Consider the following 17,192-nt stretch of genomic DNA (forward strand, 5'->3'; position numbering starts at 1 on the left):
AATTCGGGTAATTTATATATAATAAATATAAGGACTATAAAATACTGAAATGTGAGGTTAAAATGACAAATAAAAAGAAAACCAATAATTGTTACATTTATGACTAAATATAAAGGAATAATTTACGCTTCTTTGGGTGCCTCTTTTTTTGGTATTAGTAGTATTATTGCCGGAATTTTATTTAATCGTTGCTCCATAGAACCAGGTTGGTTAGTAACCACACGTATGCTTTTTTCTGGCTTATTATTATTAGCTTGGTTGGCTTTAAGAAAAAATAATATTTTTAGCGTCTGGACTTCTCTTAAATCGAGTCTAAGGATTATTGCTTTTGGAATTTTTGGTGTACTGTTTGCTCAAACTTCCTTCTTATTATCTGTTTTTTATGGAAATGCAGCCATCGCCACCATTTTACAATCTTTGGGTCCCTCAATAATAATTATTATTTTGGCCATCAAAAGTAAAGCTATTCCACGACGGCTAGATATTATCGCCATTTTCCTTTCATTAATTGGCGTTTTTCTCTTAGTCACTAACGGCAATCTAGGAGAGCTCAGTTTTTCTGCTTCTGCTCTTGTTTGGAGGCTCTTATCAGCGCTCGGCGTTTGTGCTTACACACTCATTCCTTGCCCACTTATTAAAGAACATTCTCCACTAAATGTCGTCGCTTGGGCTTTATTAATTTGGTGGCCTTATTTCCAATTTCCTTCACCCCGTAACAAATTTACCTGCAAACTTTGACCAAGTTGATTTACTTCTTGTCAGTCTAATTGTTATCGTTGGAACACTCTTAGCCTATTCTCTCTATATCAACAGTCTCAAATACATAGAGCCACATATCGTTGGGATGTTGGGAATGCTTGAACCGGTGACAGCGATACTCATCTCTACTTTATTTCTTGGTATTTCTTTTTTAAGTTTCCAAAAAATTGGAATAGTAGTCGTCTTTTTATCCTTATTCCTTATTAATTTTCCAACGAAGAAAAAATAAAAGACAAAGAGTATATTAATTACTCTTTGTCTTTTATTTATCTTATTTGAAAATGCCTCTTATTTCTGGTTTAACTTGCGTTGTTCCAGGGATGAAATGAATACTTTCAGTTCCTGCTTCTGCTGCCGTTTGATAATACCAGATTTTCCATCTTAAAAAGGCTAAATTCATTTCTAAAACTTTTATTTTTTCTTCAAGTTGCTCTTCATGGGTTTCCATGAAGTCTAAACGTTCATCAAGTGTGGAGTCCCCCTCCATACACCAATCAATAAATTGGGCGATATCCTTAATCGGAATTCCTGATTTTTTTAGACAATCAATCACTTCAATATAACCAAGGTCATCGTCGGTGAATTCCCTTCGTCCAGCTTTATTTCGCTTGGCAAATGGCAGCAAACCTTCTTAATCATAATAACGTACAGCATCATTAGAAACATTCAATTTACGTGAAATATCACCAATTGTATATTTTGTCATTCTTTCTCCTTGACATGGAGTTAACTCCATGTTGTATAATCAGTATATCAAAAAAATACTCTTAAGGAGAAATAAAATGTCTAAACCACTTATTGTTATAACAGGAGCAAGTTCAGGCTTCGGTGCCGAAATCGCAAAACTCTTTAATGCTGACGGATTCCCAATGTTGCTTTTAGGGCGTCGCACTGATAAAATTAAAGCTTTGCCTCTTGATTTTACAAATGTTCTTGTGTAATCTGTAGATGTCACAGATAAAAAATATTTTGAAATTGCTATTTCTAAAGCTGAGGAAAAATATGGCAAAACTGACCTTTTGGTCAACAATGCAGGTGTCATGTTACTAGGAAACGTCCTAAATCAAGATCCAGCCGAGTGGAAACAAATGATGGATACTAATGTTTTAGGTGTTCTCAATGGAATGCAAATTGTTCTTCCACAAATGGTTGAACGTCAAGGAGGACCAGTGATTAATATGTCCTCACTTGCTGGTAAAAAAACTTTTACCAATCACGCCGCTTATGTCGCTTCAAAATTTGGTGTCCATGGTTTAAGTGAAACTGTCAGAGAAGAAGTTTCTGCTAAAAATGTTCGAATTTCACTTGTTGCACCTGGTGCTGCCGAAACAGAATTATTGACACATGTTACTGACAAAAGTGCCCTAAATGATTATAATCTTTGGAAAGAATCAATGGGTGGTACAACTCTAGCCCCTGAACGAGTTGCTCAAACCGTGAAATTCATTTATGATATGCCTCAATCTGTTAATATCAGAGAAATCAATATTGCGGCAACCAATCAAAATGCTTAATATTTAATATCTTAGCTAAAAAAAGATACTAGTTGACCGCTAGTATCTTTTTTAGCTATTTATTTCATATTTTATCTACCCGAAAACTAGCCTCACTCTTCAAAAATTCTTATTTAGAAAATATTTTCTTAAATAAATTAGGCGCTTTAGATTCTTTTGTTGCTTCAATAATATCAGTTGCCATAAGTTCTGGTGCTATGTGATATCGATTGTAAAGTTCATTTTTGGGAACAGCATCAATAAACTCAGTATCTGCACCATATACAAGTGTTTTTATCCCTTTGCTTGCCAAATAAGTAGCCACTTTTTGACCAAATCCCCCATCTTTAGTGCCATCTTCAATCGTAACAAAAAGTCCATGAGTTTCAGATAATTTATCTAAAGCATTTACATCCAAAAGGTTTACAAAGAATGGATTTACAACCGTTGGATTAAATCCTGATTTTTCAAGTTCTTTTGCGACATTTTCAGCTTTTTCAAGCATTGCACCAAGACCCAAGAGTACAACTTTTTCGCCAGACTTAACGACTTCATAATGAGGTTTGCTAAAATCAGTAATTTTTGTTGGACGATTTTCCAAAGTATGCTCTGGCAAGTGTATAAACACTGGATATTCATGTTGATTATATGCCCAATTAAGCATTGCAAAAAGGTCTTCCTCACTTGTTGCAGCAAGGTCAATTACATTGGGAATATTTGATGTTTGACTATAAACAAAACTACCTTGGTAAGTATCATTTGTCCCGCCAATTTGGCTGTTACTGATAATAACAATTGCTGGTTCTTTATTCAGTGCCAAGTCATGATTAAGTTGGTCATAAGCACGTTGTAAGAAAGTTGCGTTTTGGAAAATTATAGCTCGAGTTCCTGCTGCCGCGATTGCTCCACCAAGTGTCACTGTATATTGTTCGGCAATTCCTCCGTCAACATAATTTTTTGGATGATTCTTGGCAAATTGAGACAGGCCAAAGAACATTGGAATTGCGGCATTAATGGCGATAAGATTGTCACCTTTGGCTAACTTTTCTTCCATAAAGTCAAGAAATACATTATTATAGCTGCGAACGGTATTTGTTGAGCTATTGACTGGTTGACCTGTAGCAATATCAAAAGGTGCAAAGACTTGGTGCATTCCTTCTTTATTTTCAACTGCTGGTTTATAACCATGTCCTTTTTCTGTGTGAATATGAAGAACAATTGGACGATTAATGTCTTTTACTGATTCAAAAAGGGCAATCAAACTTTGGATATCATTTCCCTCCTCAAGGTATCGGTAATCAAGCCCAAATGATTTAAAAAGGTTATTTGCTGAAGTTCCTTTACTTGCTCGAAGATCTGCAAGATGTTGATAGATTCCTCCCTGATTTTCGGTGATGGCCATTTCATTATCATTTACAATAATAATAAGATTCCCATTAAGTGTACCTGTACCATCAAGTCCCTCAAATGCAAGTCCTCCTGATAGCGCTCCATCACCAATGATGGCTACAATATTTCCATTTTTTCCTTGCATATCTCGAGCTAAGGCATATCCCATAGCTGTTGCAATAGATGTTGATGTATGACCTACTCGTATAAAGTCATGTTCATTTTCTTCAGGGTCTGTATAGCCTGTTGTTCCAGAAAACTTGTCATTGTCAGTAAAAAATTCTTTGCGCCCCGTTAAAACTTTATGCGGATAGCTTTGATGACTAACGTCCCAAATTAATTTATCAACAGGTGAATTAAAGACTTTATGTAAAGCAACAGTCATTTCTACCACACCAAGATTTGGTCCGAGATGACCTCCTGGATATTGACTCACACGATTAAGAATTGCATCGCGCACATTTATAGCGAGCTCTTCTAGTTCTAGAGGTGTAAGATTTTTGATGTCTTTGGGTTCATTTACTTTGTCTAATACTGTCATAATTTTTTCTTCCTAGTTCTATTTAGATTATAAAGCTGCGAGTAAAATTTAATATTATTTAAATTTAATAAGGTTTTTTTAATAAGTTAATATAACATTATCGTTTACGTTTGTAAACGATAAAGAAATTATACTTTTTTATATTTTACTTGTCAAGAAATCTGTAATCTTTTTTAAAGAAAGTCTATAATATTTTTTGAGAAACACATTTGTGCTGAAATAAAAAAAGACTAATCATTAAGTTAGTCTTTTTTTATTTCTTATAAGTTATTATCTATTTTTTCTAAAAGCCTTAAGAATTCAGCTTGTTCTTTCTCAGTCAAAGCACCAATCAATTTACTTTCAGAGGCTTCAAATATTTGATTAATTTGATTAATAATTTTAAGTCCTTTTGGTAAAATATAGATATTTTTTTTACGTTCATTATCTTTAGGAATTCGTCGTTCGATATATCCTTTTTTTTCCAAGCCTTGGAGCATACTTGTAATACTTGCTCCTCGTCTATTGAATACCTCTGCTAAATCTTTTTGAATTAAGCCCTTATCTTGGTTCTCTGCAATATAAGCGATGACCCTAGCTTGTTGATGATTAACTTCTAAATCTTTCATCATTTGACTAGAAGCCATCATTGATTTTTGTGAGATAGAACGAATTAAATTGGAATAAATTGTATTGGCCATTCTGGTCTCCTTTTTTATTTACTAGTTCTTAACTCTTAGTATAATGGTCTTTTATCTAATTGTCAATTCAAAACAATTAGACTTCTAATAGTTAGTTCTTGACTTTTCTTTTTTTTTACTTTATGATGAACACTGTTAGTTAGAGTTCTAACTATTAATTTTAAAAGGAGAATCAAATGTCTGAAAATTTAACAAGAGAATGGATTAATTTCTCAGACCAAATGCCTTTTGATAAAAATTATCTATCAAAAAGTTTTAATATCCCTGAAGAATTTTTATCCTATGCAACAGATAAAGATGAAAGTGCTCGAATCGAAATGGATGATGAAACTAAGAGTTTGCTCATTATTTTTGATATTCCTTTTGAGGACCAAACGGACGTTGCCTACTACTCTTCTGGTCCCATGAGTTTTATCGTAACCAAAGAGGTGATTATCACAAATGTAGCAGACAAAAAGATGGCAACTATTCTAAAGAATTCAAAACTGGTGGATCATTTAAATCCAAAATATAAAACTTCTTTTGTCCTTCATTTCATATTAGCCATTGCCAAGCTTTATGTCGATAGAATTAGAATCCTTAATCGTAAACGAATACTGATTGAACAAGCACTTGGTAAGACTCCAAAAAATGAAGACCTAATTAATTTAATGAAAATTGAACGAAGCCTTATTTATTTCATTATGTCCTTAAAATCAAACTCATTGGTAATAAATAAAATTAAAAGTGGTAAATATTTAAAACTTTATGATGAAGAAAAGGAACTTCTTGATGATTTAATGATTGAAGTTGACCAAGCTTTTGACATGTCTAACATTTCAAATAAGATATTGAATGAGATGACCGATTCTTATGACTCTATTATCAATAATAACACGAATAGCGTCATGAAATTTTTGACATCCTATTCTATTATTTTAACCATCCCTACCATAATTTTTAGTTTTTATGGCATGAATGTTCCTCTACCATTAACAAATTTACCAAAAGTCTCTTGGGAAATCATTTGTTTGCTGGCCCTTCTCTTATCAGTCTTACTGACCCTCTTTTTTGTTAAAAAAGATTATTTCTCTAAAAGATAGTTTTATGTTGACAAAATAAAAAATAAGTATTAATATATATAAACAGTTAGATATCTAACTTTTAGTTATCTATCATTTATTTCAGAAAGAAGAAAAAAATGAGTAAAAAATCCAACTCTTATTATCTTAAGGAAGCGCCCATCAGAAAAGCAATTGCTCACTTATCAATTCCCATGATGATTGGAATTTCCGCAACAACAATCTATAACTTAATCAATGCCTACTTTATCGGCCTTGTCCATGACACCAATATGATGTCAACAATTACTCTAGGTTTAACAATAACCATTGTTTTTATGGCCATCGGAAACCTTTTTGGCGTCGGTGGTGGAACCTTCATTACTCGCTTGCTAGGTTCTGGCGATAAAGAAAAAGGAAAGCAAATCGCTGGTTACTCTTTTTATATGAGTCTAACCATCGGTTTGCTTATTGGTCTTGTTTCACTTTTCTTTTTAAGCCCAATCGCTCATCTACTGGGGGCAGACGCTGCAACTCTTACCTATACTAAAGAATACGCCGCAGTCTTATTAGGTGGTGGCTTTAGTATGATTTTAAACTATGGACTGGAACAATTAGTTCGGGCTGAAGGTGCCTCAAAAGAATCAATGTACGGTATGTTCGTTGGAGTAGCGACTAGTATTGTCTTAGATGCCCTCTTTATCTTAGTTTTAAATCTTCATGTCATTGGTGCTGGACTTTCAATGGTAATCGCAAATCTAGCCTCTACTGCTTATTATGTCTGGTTTTTAGAAAATAAAAGTGAATCTCTCAAAGGGTTTTTGAAACATTTTAAAATCAGCTTAAAAGACCAATTTGAAATCTATAAAATTGGGATTGCGGAAGTTTTTAAATCAGCCTTTATGATTGTTACAACCCTCTTATTAAACCGCTTCTCCGTTGAATATGGAGACAATGTTCTTGCTAGTTTTGGTATCGCCCTTAGAAATTACTCAACTGCCTTAATTTTTGACCATGGGACTCTTTTTAGGGGCTATTCCTCTCTTTGCCTATAGTTTTGCTTCTAAAAACACCCAACGCTTAAAAGAAGCTCTCAAAGAATTATCTATTTGGATTGGTGGAATTTCTATCCTCTTTGCCCTCATTGTCTATCTATTTAGAGTTCCGGTCATGCAACTCTTTACCGATGATAGTGCGGTAATAAAAGTTGGATTAATCGTGCTCGCCGCACAACTTGTATCGTCCGTCTTTAATGGTTTCTCTGGTTTATTTACTGGTATTTTCGAAGCCTCTGGTCTAGGTGGTCAAACCGGTATAATGGCTACTATCCAAGGAATTCTTTATATTCCAATCGTCATTATCCTACATCAGTTCTATGGTTTAACTGGACTGATTTGGTCAATGACCCTAACAGAAGGAATTGCCTTTGTAGCTGGTCTCATCATGCTTATTCCTTATCTATTAAAATTAAACAATGGTAAACTAATGGAGAATCAACCTGAATTAGCCGTTGCTGAATAAGATATAAAAAACGAGGAACTTTGTAGAACCTCGTTTTTTTATCTTAAATCACCCCACTATTAATTAAATCAGAATGATTTCTTCCCAAATAAGTTTCTTTTATTTCTCCAAAATGAAGCACAATTTTTTGCAAAATCACATCTGGACTTTTAGCATAAAATAGCAGACGATGTTTACCTTGCTCCAACTTGGCAACAGATAAACTCCTGATGATTAGGTCAGCTTGCCAATTTCCCAATTCTCCCTTATACTTTCCATTAAAATTGATTTTTACTTCTGCCCCATCATCAATTTGATAACCATAAATAAGCCCACTATTATTCCAATTTAAACTTGGCGAGAGAAAAACTTCAACTTGAAATTCTCCTGAAGATGATGTCTCAAAATCATAGCAAACAAAATTTTGTTTACTTGGAATAATATTATTTGGAAGAGGGGTAATTGCTGAGAAAGTTTTTCCCATATCAGCTATCTCTGTCCAAACAACTTCTCCTTGAGATTTTTCGTTAAAGTCAGCTGCTTCAATCACAACTGATTGGTCAATTTCTTTTGAAAGATATTCTTCTGATTTAAGACGACGAATCTCTGGCATGATTTGGTACTCTGGTTCTTGCCAGTCATGGTAACCAATATGAGTTTGACTCATCATATGTTCCCATTTCCCATTATTTAAAGAATTATAGTGTGAAGTTAATTCAGCATCACGTTTAAAACACCACTCCACTTTATCTGCTGCTTGATTCACTATTTTGGTATCGTTAGACTTCCAGTTTATGGCTTGAGCATAATACATTTCATAAAGATTGGCAGTTGCAACAAGTGGAAAATATATTAATTGTTCATAGACTTGGCGATATTCCTCTGGCATCAATACAAAAAGCTGACCAGCTTGATTTGATAAATCCCGATAGTTTGCAAGAATTCGCTCAAACTCATAGTCAATTTCTAAACTAAATGTATCTTTATCGAGTAATTCAGGGCTTATTGTCATATTTAATTTACTATAAGCGGCAAGAAGTTTACTTGCATCATTGATATAATTTCCTCCAAGTTGTTTTTCTACCCAATTTTTAGTGTAGCCTTCCATTTCCTCAAGTGATTGCTCAGGATTCCACGCCAAGTCCATAAAATAAGAAAGAGGATATTCTTGACCTTTCAAATCTCCAACATTCACTACCCAAAGTTTTCTAACTCCATAGTTATAAGCTAAAGTTATTTGTTCCCATGTTCTTTGAATTTGAGAAACATTAATCCACTTACTATTTCGTGGTCCACCAACATAATCATAATGATAGTAAATTCCAAAGCCACCTTTTCTATCTCGATTTTCTAAACTTGGAAGTTTCCGAAGATTGCCCCAATTATCATCACATAAAAGTAAGATGACATCATCAGGCACGCGCATTCCTTTATCATAATAATCTTGCACTTCCTTATAAAGCGCCCAAATCTGTGGTGTCTCTTTAGCAGAACGCCCTGTCACTTCGGAAATAATTTTCCTTTGCTTATTGATAATTTGCTCTAAAAGGGAAATATTTTCTCCCTCTCCCATTGCTTCGTCCCCATTACCACGCATTCCAAGAGTAAAAATATCTTCAGTCTGATAAGAACGCTCAATTCCTTGTCGAAAATATTTTTCTAATCCCTCCTGATTACTTTCGTAATCCCAGTCTCCATTGCCATATTGTCCATGATTACGAATCCATTCTTGATGATTACGGCCCATTGGTTCATGGTGTGATGTTCCAATAATGACTCCCATCTTTTGGGCTAATTTAGAATTCTCTGGGTCATCAGCATAAAAGGCTGAATCCCACATGGCAGGCCAAATGAAATTTCCTTTTAAACGAAGTAGCAAATCAAATAATTTTTCATAATAAAGGTGATTAAAAGAATTCATTTTTTCGCCTTTTTCATTCATTAAATGTCCAAAATGCTTAGTCGCCCAATTTCCTGCAGCTGGCCACTCATCATTGATAAAAAAGCCACGCATTTCTACTTTTGGAGCATCAATCAAAAAGAAAGGCTCATTTAGGTAAAGCTCCGCTTGCTTTTTAATTGGCACATCCATCCAGTAATGCCATGGTGAAACACCAATCTGACTTAAAAATTCATAAATCGCATAAATCGTTCCTCTTCTATCATTACCAATCAATTGAAGTTGCCCTTCAAAAACGGTAATAATATATTGCTCTTTTTTATTTAGTGCCTCTCTTAAGAGCTCATAATTTTTTTGCGATTTTGCTAATGAAGTATCGATTGTTGCAACGATAATCTTAGAATTTTTGCTCTCAGTTGCAAGAATTGCTTCTTCGCCTAAAACATTCGTTAAATCATTTTTTAGATTTATTAAAGCATACTTAGTTATTGCTTCATCATCTTTTTTATCATAAGTAATCTTTACAACTCCGCTAATAAGCATTGAAGTTTTTGTTTGACTAACAATTTGGCTTTTCATAGATAATAATTTCTCCTATTTTTTAGACTTCTGTACTACTCTTACCTTCCTGCGTATAATTTTTCCAGACCCAATCTAGCATTTTAGTTGATTCGTAGCAGATAAGATAAAGATAAGTGCTGCTTAAAACGAAAATCAAAAAAACACTCACAAAAAACATGATTCCTAATAATCCTAGGCTTAATATAATAACTTTAATGATCGAACTTAGAAAAGCCATTGTCCAAACCAGACTGATTTTAAACATATCTCGCATTCTAAATCTGAACTTAATATTAATCAATCCAACAAAAACTGTGAAGACTAATAAAACAAGGAGTAATAAGATAAAGAACCAAGAAAATATCGGAGTCGAAGATTTTTGCATCGAGGCAATATCAATCAGAATGATTGAAGCGGCTAGAATCACTGGAATTCCAATTTTTAGAGCATCTAAAAATAATTTTCTATATTGTTTCCAAAAATATATCCCTAAATGCTTTACATCTTCACTTTCTAAAACATAAAGAGTCGCCAAGCTTAAAGCTGCTAATGCCGGAGCCACTAGAAAAAATAAAGGAGTCATGAAAATAAAATTTCCAATCTCATATTTAACAAACAAAAATGGGAGAGGGATTGGAAAAATAGAAATTACAAACATTAATTGTAAAAATATGATATGTCCAATTTGTCCAGCTAGTTTATAATAAACCGATTCGGTAACATCTTTTTTAGGATTCATCTTGCTTTCCTTTACATCCAGAATATTTTTTAAGAAAGTCTTTAATCAAAAATGATTAAAGACTATCCTAAAAAATTAAGCCATTGAAGTTGCCTTCTGGCTTAATTGTCTAATAATACTTATTTTGCCGCCTTATAGGCTTTATTAACCATATCAATAAGTTTTGCCGAATTCTTAGCTTGTACGTCTTTCACGTAAGAACTCCATTGAGACATTGGACGTTGCCCACTTACAAAAGCTTGTGTTTGAGCGGTAACGAAGTCTTTCAAAGGCGTATCAAGTAAAGAAAATTGTTCAAGGTCTGTTGAACTCATTGGATAAACAGGTGCAGTTGCAACAATTTTTGCATTCTTATCCATTGCTTGTGAAAATTCTTTAGTTACATCATTATATTGAGAGTAAATCAAAGCTTTTGAACCAGAGCCAACAGCATAGAAGACACCATTACGGAAACCAAAATATTTTTGCAGGTCTTTTGTACCACTTGGGTTCAAGCCTAAGGTATTAACATCTTTTGCCAAAGTGTAAGTGTCTCCAGATTTAGTATAAGTTGTACCTTCAACTCCCCAGCGCGCAAAGGTTTGTCCAGAGTCTGAATAAAGTAACCAGTCAATAAATTGGAGGGTGGCAAGGAAATGGTCACTATTTTTCAATTTAGAAGATAACATCATACCAGCAACGGCTGCAATCCGGTTATCTTGAACCATCAAACCATTTTCCCCTGCAGGAACTGTCATCATTGCTACTTTTTCATCTGGGTGTTTTGCTTGTAAGTTTTTTTGTAAAGTTGTAAATTCAGAACCATTTGTGCCAATGACAAAGGATTGCCCATTGATGAATTTTGCTGTTGCTGTATCATCAGTTTGAGTTAATGATTCTTTATCCATCAAGCCCTTTTGGACTAAATTACTATAGTAACTTACGAATTTTTTATAATCTGGTGTAGTACCAGTAAAGACAAATTTGTTATCTCCTTTGTCATAAGTGGCATTTGAATAACCCCAACCAGCACTAGTATTAAACTGTGGTGCAACAATATTTGGAATGGCATTAAACTGCCAACGGTCTGAATATGGTGTTACACTTGGATATTTTGCTTTGAGTGTTTCAAGCGCTTTAGTGAATTCATCCAAAGTTGTTGGGGCTTTGATACCAGCTTTTTCAAAAATGTCTGAACGATAGGCAAAAGTATAATCGTAAGTTGGAACTTCACCAATTTGAGGTAAGATATAAACTTTGCCATCTTTTTGCTTATGAGAATTAAATAAGTCTGTTAATTTCCATTCTTTTAGGCGTGCAGAAAGATTGGGCATATATTTTAGATAATCTGATACAGGGAGGATTTGTCCACCTGCGACAAATTGTGTTTCTTCACCAGGGGCTACTCCTGTTACGATGTCTGGCGTTTGACCAGCCGCAATCAAAGTTGAGCGTTTTTGTGGATAATCAGATAAAGGAATGTCTGTTCTTTTAAAAGTAACGTTCTGGTTTTTCTCTAGTTCAGACCACAACATCCAACTGTTTTTAACTGGATAATTAGGGGAATCACGATACATCATTGAAAGATTTAATGCCGAAGTCGCTTTAAAAGTTTCATCAGCTTTGAAATTTTTCATATAGCCTTTTTGGCTTGACATATTAATCACACCAGCTTTTGCATTTGATGTTGATTTGCTGTTCGATGAACAAGCGACCAACATCACTGAAGCGCCAATCACTGCCGCTCCAACCAATAAATTTTTCCAAGATTTCATTCTTGTGCTCCTTATGTATTTATATAATCTGAACTAAAACGTATCAGTTTTAATTCAAGAAACTGACTAACTTAACCCTTAACAGAACCAATCATGATTCCATTAACAAAATATTTTTGACAAAATGGATAAACGATTAGTACAGGTAATACTGTTAAGACCATGGTTACTGCCTTAATGTTTGAACTCACCTGACTCTGTTCATCAGCACTTTGCGCCTCGGCACCCGTTGCTCCTTTGACTAGATTTCGTAGATATACTGAAACCGGAAAGAGATTCTTGTTATCCATGTAGAGGAAAGCTCCATACCAAGCATTCCATGCTCCAACCGCATAGAATAAGACCATGGTTGCCAATATTGGTTTAGATAATGGCAAGATGATTCGCATCAAAATTTGAAATGGAGTTGCTCCATCAATAATCGCTGCTTCTTCTAATGCATCTGGCATTGATTCAAAGAAAGACTTCATAATCAACATATTGAAAATAGAAAGTGCTCCTGGTACTGTGACTGCCCACATCGTATTCATCCAACCTAATGATTTAATCAACAAGTAGTTTGGAATCAATCCTCCAGCAAAGAACATAGTGAAAACAGAAAGTCCAATGAAAAATTTACGCCCTGGAAGATATTTTTTTGAGGTGACATAAGCAAGTGTCGTCGTCAAAAATAAAGAAATTGCTGTTCCAACAACTGTATAAATAATGGTGTTTTTATAATTAATCCAGAAAATAGGGTCGCTCATAACGTATTTATAGGTTTCTAAATTAAAACCAACGGGTGTTAGAACAACATTTCCTGCTGTGATTGCATTTTCACTTGAAAATGACTGAACAACAACATTCCAAAAGGGGTAGACTGTTGCAATGACAATCAAAATCAAAATAATTGCATTGATCACTTTGAAAATTTTATAACCGATACTATCTTTCATTTTATCCTCCTTACCATAATGAAGTCTTGGTAATCTTCGCAGAAATTCTGTTAGAACCCAGTACTAGAACTAAACCAATAATCGCTTCAAAAATACCAATCGCTGTCGCATAAGAAAAGTTTGACGAAAGTATCCCTACTCGATAGAGGTAAGTTGAAACAACATCTCCTGTTGAGTAAACCAACGGATTTTGAAGGAGGAGAACTTTTTCAAAACCAACTCCTAAAACAGAACCAACATTTAAAACAAGCATCGTGATAATTGTGGGTAAAATTCCGGGCAAGGTGACATGGAGCATTTGTTGCCAACGATTGGCTCCATCCATCTTAGCAGCTTCATAAAGCGTATCATCAATATTTGTCAATGCTGCCAAATACAGAATTGAACCCCAACCTAAGGTTTGCCATACTTGCGAAATGACATAAATCGGTTGGAACCATTTTGGGTCTTGCATAAAAAGAATACGAGTTCCACCAAAGAAATGAATGGCGTTATTAATAAAACCATTGCTTGAGGTAAAATCTAAAATCATTCCCGCAATAATGACAATTGATAAAAAATAGGGAAGATAAGAGGCTGTTTGAATGAATTTTTTAAAGATCCTGTTTTTAACTTCATTCAGTAAAAGAGCGAAGATAATAGGTAAGGGGAAGGTAAAAATCAATGTCCAAATCCCAATAGAAAGTGTGTTAAGAAAAACTTGCCAAAAGGTTGCATCTCCAATAAACATCTGGAAATATCGAAGTCCAACCCAATCCTGTCCAAAGACAGAACCTCCCGGTAAATAAGTTCTAAAAGCAATCACATTTCCAAGCATCGGAATATAGCGAAAAACTAAAAGATAGACTGTTGGGATAGCCACAATTAAATATAGCTGCCAATATTTTTTAATAGATTTCATATTAAAAATTTTCCTTCTAAGGAGATGAATCATCTCTAGGTTAGTTCAAAACTTTCATTTTCTAAAGATAAATTATTTTTTCATCCCTGTATTTATTACAAAACTAATATATAAGTATTTCGTTAATAGAATTATAGCGCTTGCATTTTTACTTTTTTACCTAATATTATGATATTCTTTAGGAAATGTTGTCTATGTTACTTCTAATGTACTTACCTCCTTCTTAATATCTTGCATGTTCTTGATAGCAAAAAGCGCCAGTTTAAACTAACGCTTCTTATTTTTAATAACAAAAAAACTGATAACAGTAAGTTGCTATCAGTTTTTTTATTCTATTGCCACTCAACAGTTGCTGGTGGTTTGCTCGTAATATCGTAGACGATACGGTTGACGTGGTCAACCTCATTGACGATACGTTTTGAGATTTTTTGGAGAAGATCCCAAGGAAGTTGGGCAAAGTCTGCTGTCATCCCATCAGTTGAAGTGATGGCACGGATGGCTAATGTATAGTCATATGTCCGTTGGTCTCCCATGACACCGACTGATTTCACGTCTGTATTTACTGTGAAATATTGCCAAACATCACGTTCAAGTCCTGAAGCAGCAATTTCTTCACGAAGAATTGCGTCTGATTCGCGAACAGTTTCTAATTTTTCTTCTGTTAAATCACCAAGGACACGAATGGCAAGTCCTGGACCTGGGAAAGGTTGACGCCAAACAATTTCATCAGGCATTCCAAGTTGTGTTCCAAGCGCACGAACTTCATCTTTGAAAAGTGTGTTCAATGGTTCAATCAATTGGAATTGCATGTCTTCTGGAAGTCCACCAACATTATGGTGTGACTTAATTGTTTGAGCTGTATCTGTTCCTGATTCAATGACATCGGTGTAAAGTGTTCCTTGAGCAAGGAAGTCAACACCTTCTAATTTGTTTGCTTCATCATCAAAAACATAAACAAATTCGTTACCGATAATTTTACGTTTTGTTTCTGGGTCTGAAAGGCCAACAAGTTTGTCCATGAAACGTTTTTGAGCATCTACTTTGATGATATTAAGACCAAATTTTCCGCCCAATGTTTCCATGACTTGGTCAGCTTCGCCTTTACGAAGGAAACCGTGGTCAACAAAGATTGATGTCAATTGGTCACCGATGGCACGTTGTAAAAGAACACCCACAACTGATGAATCTACACCGCCTGAAAGTCCAAGGAGTACTTTTTTGTCGCCAACTTTTTCACGAATATCTTTGATTTGCATATCAATGAAGTTTTCCATTGACCAGTTCCCTTTGGCTCCACAGATGTTAAGCGCAAAGCTTCTGAGCATTTCTGTTCCGTGAACTGAATGACGAACTTCTGGGTGAAATTGGATGCCGTACAAATTGCGTTCAGTGTTTTCAACGGAAGCAAATGGACTGTTTGGTGAAGTTCCGACAACGTGGAAACCTTCAGGAATAGCTGTTACACGGTCACCATGGCTCATCAAAACATCTTGAACTTCTGGAGTTCCTGCAAACAATGCTGATTTTTCAGTGAGTTGAAGTGGTGCAACGCCGTATTCGCGTTCGCCTGCTGCTTCTACCATACCGCCAAGTTTGTAGCTCATCAATTGCATGCCGTAGCAAATACCAAGAACTGGCAAACCAAGTTCGAAGATTTCAGGGTCAATATCGAATGAACCTTCATCATAAACTGAATTTGGACCGCCTGAAAGAATAATACCGATTGGATTAATCTCACGAATTTCTTTGGCTGTGACTTTGTGACTCATGAGTTCTGAGAAAACACCGATTTCTCGGATACGACGCGCAATAAGTTGATTGTATTGTGAACCATAGTCGAGTACAATGATTTTTTCAAGTGTAGTGTCGGACAAGGGACCCTCCTCTTATAAGGTGCAAAAGTCCGAATTCCTATTGGAAAGTTCGAACTTTTGTTCAAATATTTTATTAGACTTATTCTAACATATTTTCTTCTATTTTGCAGAGATATTTATGAATAAATAAAATAATTTTTGGGAAAACAGTATGATAGTGATTACATTTATTTTTTACTGACAAAAATGAAAAACTACTGACAGACTTGTCAGTAGTTTTTTTCATCTAATTCTTTGGCCAAAGCAAAATTGCCTACTGTCGCTGAACCATTATTAGCAACTGACGGAGTCATAATATAATCTGTCAGTAAATAGGGAACATGGACGTAACCGGCCATTAGTTTTGTGAATTCTTTGCGCACCCGCTCAATCATGTGCGTTTGAGTCATGACACCACCCCCAAAAACAATTTTCTCAGGTGCAAGTGCTAAGGTTGTATTAACAGCGATTTGGGCAATGTAGAAAGCTTGAATCTCCCAAACTTTGCTGTCAGTTGGAATATCTTCTCCACGAATACCTAAACGGGCTTCAAGTGATGGCCCAGCTGCCACTCCTTCTAGACAATCGCCATGAAATGGACAAACTCCTGTAAAATCGAGGTCATCTGGATGACGTTTCACATACTGATTACCCATTTCTGCATGAGAAAATCCACCAATAAATTTCCCATCTTGCACGGCTCCTCCGCCAATTCCTGTTCCGATTGTGAAATATACTAATGATTTTCCACCAGTCACAATCATTTCACCATAAGTTGAACTATTAACGTCAGTAGTGAAAACCATGGGAATATCAAGTTCGCCCTTAAGTTTTCCTAAGAGGTCAACATTGGCCCAACCAGCTTTTGGCGTGGTTGTTATATAACCATAGGTCGGGCTTTCGGGTTTGATATCAATCGGTCCAAAAGAACCAACTGACAAAGAACTGACAGTATTTTCTTTGAAAAATTCAATTGTTTTAGAAATTGTTTCTTCAGGTGTCGTTGTTGGAATTTGGTTTGTTTTTAAAATGTTAAAATGCTCATCGCCAATCGCAAGAACAAATTTTGTTCCGCCTGCTTCAATTGAGCCATAATGTTTTGTCATAATATTTTCCTATATTTTGGTTACTTTTTAGCTTTTATTTA

General features: G+C 35.0%; 12 protein-coding genes and 3 pseudogenes. 5 read left to right on the forward strand and 10 right to left on the reverse strand.

Annotation, left to right across the window (positions count from 1 at the left end; translation table 11 throughout):
- Positions 1–99: 99 nt before the first annotated feature.
- Together LLA01S_RS09610 and LLA01S_RS13340 are read left to right on the forward strand one after the other, a co-directional pair.
- Positions 100–738: a DMT family transporter gene (locus tag LLA01S_RS09610; protein ID WP_014572451.1), complete on the forward strand. Its 639-nt coding sequence runs from the start codon at positions 100–102 to the stop codon at positions 736–738.
- A 28-nt stretch (positions 739–766) separates the two neighbouring features.
- Positions 767–988 carry an EamA family transporter gene (locus LLA01S_RS13340; RefSeq protein WP_439709044.1) on the forward strand — a complete coding sequence of 74 codons (222 nt, stop codon included), beginning with the start codon at positions 767–769 and terminating at the stop codon, positions 986–988.
- Positions 989–1,030: 42 nt separating this feature from the next.
- Here the strand turns inward: LLA01S_RS13340 and LLA01S_RS09615 are convergent.
- Positions 1,031–1,465 (reverse strand): annotated as a pseudogene (locus LLA01S_RS09615) (MerR family transcriptional regulator).
- A gap of 76 nt (positions 1,466–1,541) precedes the next feature.
- On the opposite strand from LLA01S_RS09615, the pseudogene LLA01S_RS09620 reads away from it, so the two are divergent.
- Positions 1,542–2,273, forward strand: a pseudogene (locus tag LLA01S_RS09620) (SDR family oxidoreductase).
- A gap of 109 nt (positions 2,274–2,382) precedes the next feature.
- Here the strand turns inward: LLA01S_RS09620 and LLA01S_RS09625 are convergent.
- On the reverse strand, positions 2,383–4,182 hold the full coding sequence (locus tag LLA01S_RS09625) for a 1-deoxy-D-xylulose-5-phosphate synthase (protein WP_061778229.1): 1,800 nt from the start codon (positions 4,180–4,182) through the stop codon (positions 2,383–2,385).
- Positions 4,183–4,442: 260 nt separating this feature from the next.
- Entirely contained in the window at positions 4,443–4,862 is a 420-nt protein-coding gene (locus tag LLA01S_RS09630) for a MarR family winged helix-turn-helix transcriptional regulator (protein WP_011676436.1), read from the reverse strand.
- Positions 4,863–5,038: 176 nt separating this feature from the next.
- On the opposite strand from LLA01S_RS09630, the gene LLA01S_RS09635 reads away from it, so the two are divergent.
- Together LLA01S_RS09635 and LLA01S_RS09640 are read left to right on the forward strand one after the other, a co-directional pair.
- Entirely contained in the window at positions 5,039–5,944 is a 906-nt protein-coding gene (locus LLA01S_RS09635) for a magnesium transporter CorA family protein (RefSeq protein ID WP_061778230.1), read from the forward strand.
- 98 nt (positions 5,945–6,042) lie between these two features.
- Positions 6,043–7,423, forward strand: a pseudogene (locus LLA01S_RS09640) (MATE family efflux transporter).
- A 43-nt stretch (positions 7,424–7,466) separates the two neighbouring features.
- On the opposite strand, the gene LLA01S_RS09645 reads toward LLA01S_RS09640, so the two are convergent.
- From LLA01S_RS09645 to scrK, 7 genes are all read right to left on the reverse strand, one after another.
- A complete protein-coding gene (locus LLA01S_RS09645; protein ID WP_021166082.1) occupies positions 7,467–9,881 on the reverse strand; it encodes a glycosyl hydrolase 115 family protein in 2,415 nt (804 codons plus the stop codon).
- 22 nt (positions 9,882–9,903) lie between these two features.
- On the reverse strand, positions 9,904–10,602 hold the full coding sequence (locus tag LLA01S_RS09650; RefSeq protein WP_021166083.1) for a DUF624 domain-containing protein: 699 nt from the start codon (positions 10,600–10,602) through the stop codon (positions 9,904–9,906).
- 119 nt (positions 10,603–10,721) lie between these two features.
- Positions 10,722–12,356 carry an ABC transporter substrate-binding protein gene (locus tag LLA01S_RS09655; protein WP_061778231.1) on the reverse strand — a complete coding sequence of 545 codons (1,635 nt, stop codon included), beginning with the start codon at positions 12,354–12,356 and terminating at the stop codon, positions 10,722–10,724.
- 71 nt (positions 12,357–12,427) lie between these two features.
- Complete coding sequence (locus LLA01S_RS09660) at positions 12,428–13,291, reverse strand: carbohydrate ABC transporter permease (RefSeq protein WP_021213645.1); 864 nt, start codon at positions 13,289–13,291, stop codon at positions 12,428–12,430.
- Positions 13,292–13,301: 10 nt separating this feature from the next.
- Complete coding sequence (locus LLA01S_RS09665; RefSeq protein ID WP_011834940.1) at positions 13,302–14,192, reverse strand: ABC transporter permease; 891 nt, start codon at positions 14,190–14,192, stop codon at positions 13,302–13,304.
- 332 nt (positions 14,193–14,524) lie between these two features.
- Positions 14,525–16,066, reverse strand: coding sequence for a glutamine-hydrolyzing GMP synthase (gene guaA / locus LLA01S_RS09670; protein ID WP_061778232.1), 1,542 nt, complete (start codon positions 16,064–16,066; stop codon positions 14,525–14,527).
- A 209-nt stretch (positions 16,067–16,275) separates the two neighbouring features.
- On the reverse strand, positions 16,276–17,151 hold the full coding sequence (scrK, locus tag LLA01S_RS09675) for a fructokinase ScrK (RefSeq protein WP_061778233.1): 876 nt from the start codon (positions 17,149–17,151) through the stop codon (positions 16,276–16,278).
- Between the last annotated feature and the right edge of the window lie 41 nt (positions 17,152–17,192).

This window comes from Lactococcus cremoris subsp. cremoris NBRC 100676 (assembly GCF_001591705.1).
Lineage (GTDB): Bacteria > Bacillota > Bacilli > Lactobacillales > Streptococcaceae > Lactococcus > Lactococcus cremoris.

Coding starts and splice junctions, on each gene's coding strand:
- LLA01S_RS09665 (WP_011834940.1), bottom strand. CDS start 14,192: ATGAAATCTATTAAAAAATATTGGCAGCTATATTTAATTGTGGCTATC.
- LLA01S_RS09650 (WP_021166083.1), bottom strand. CDS start 10,602: ATGAATCCTAAAAAAGATGTTACCGAATCGGTTTATTATAAACTAGCT.
- LLA01S_RS09625 (WP_061778229.1), bottom strand. CDS start 4,182: ATGACAGTATTAGACAAAGTAAATGAACCCAAAGACATCAAAAATCTT.
- LLA01S_RS09635 (WP_061778230.1), top strand. CDS start 5,039: ATGTCTGAAAATTTAACAAGAGAATGGATTAATTTCTCAGACCAAATG.
- LLA01S_RS09610 (WP_014572451.1), top strand. CDS start 100: ATGACTAAATATAAAGGAATAATTTACGCTTCTTTGGGTGCCTCTTTT.
- LLA01S_RS09630 (WP_011676436.1), bottom strand. CDS start 4,862: ATGGCCAATACAATTTATTCCAATTTAATTCGTTCTATCTCACAAAAA.
- scrK (WP_061778233.1), bottom strand. CDS start 17,151: ATGACAAAACATTATGGCTCAATTGAAGCAGGCGGAACAAAATTTGTT.
- LLA01S_RS09660 (WP_021213645.1), bottom strand. CDS start 13,291: ATGAAAGATAGTATCGGTTATAAAATTTTCAAAGTGATCAATGCAATT.
- LLA01S_RS09655 (WP_061778231.1), bottom strand. CDS start 12,356: ATGAAATCTTGGAAAAATTTATTGGTTGGAGCGGCAGTGATTGGCGCT.
- LLA01S_RS09645 (WP_021166082.1), bottom strand. CDS start 9,881: ATGAAAAGCCAAATTGTTAGTCAAACAAAAACTTCAATGCTTATTAGC.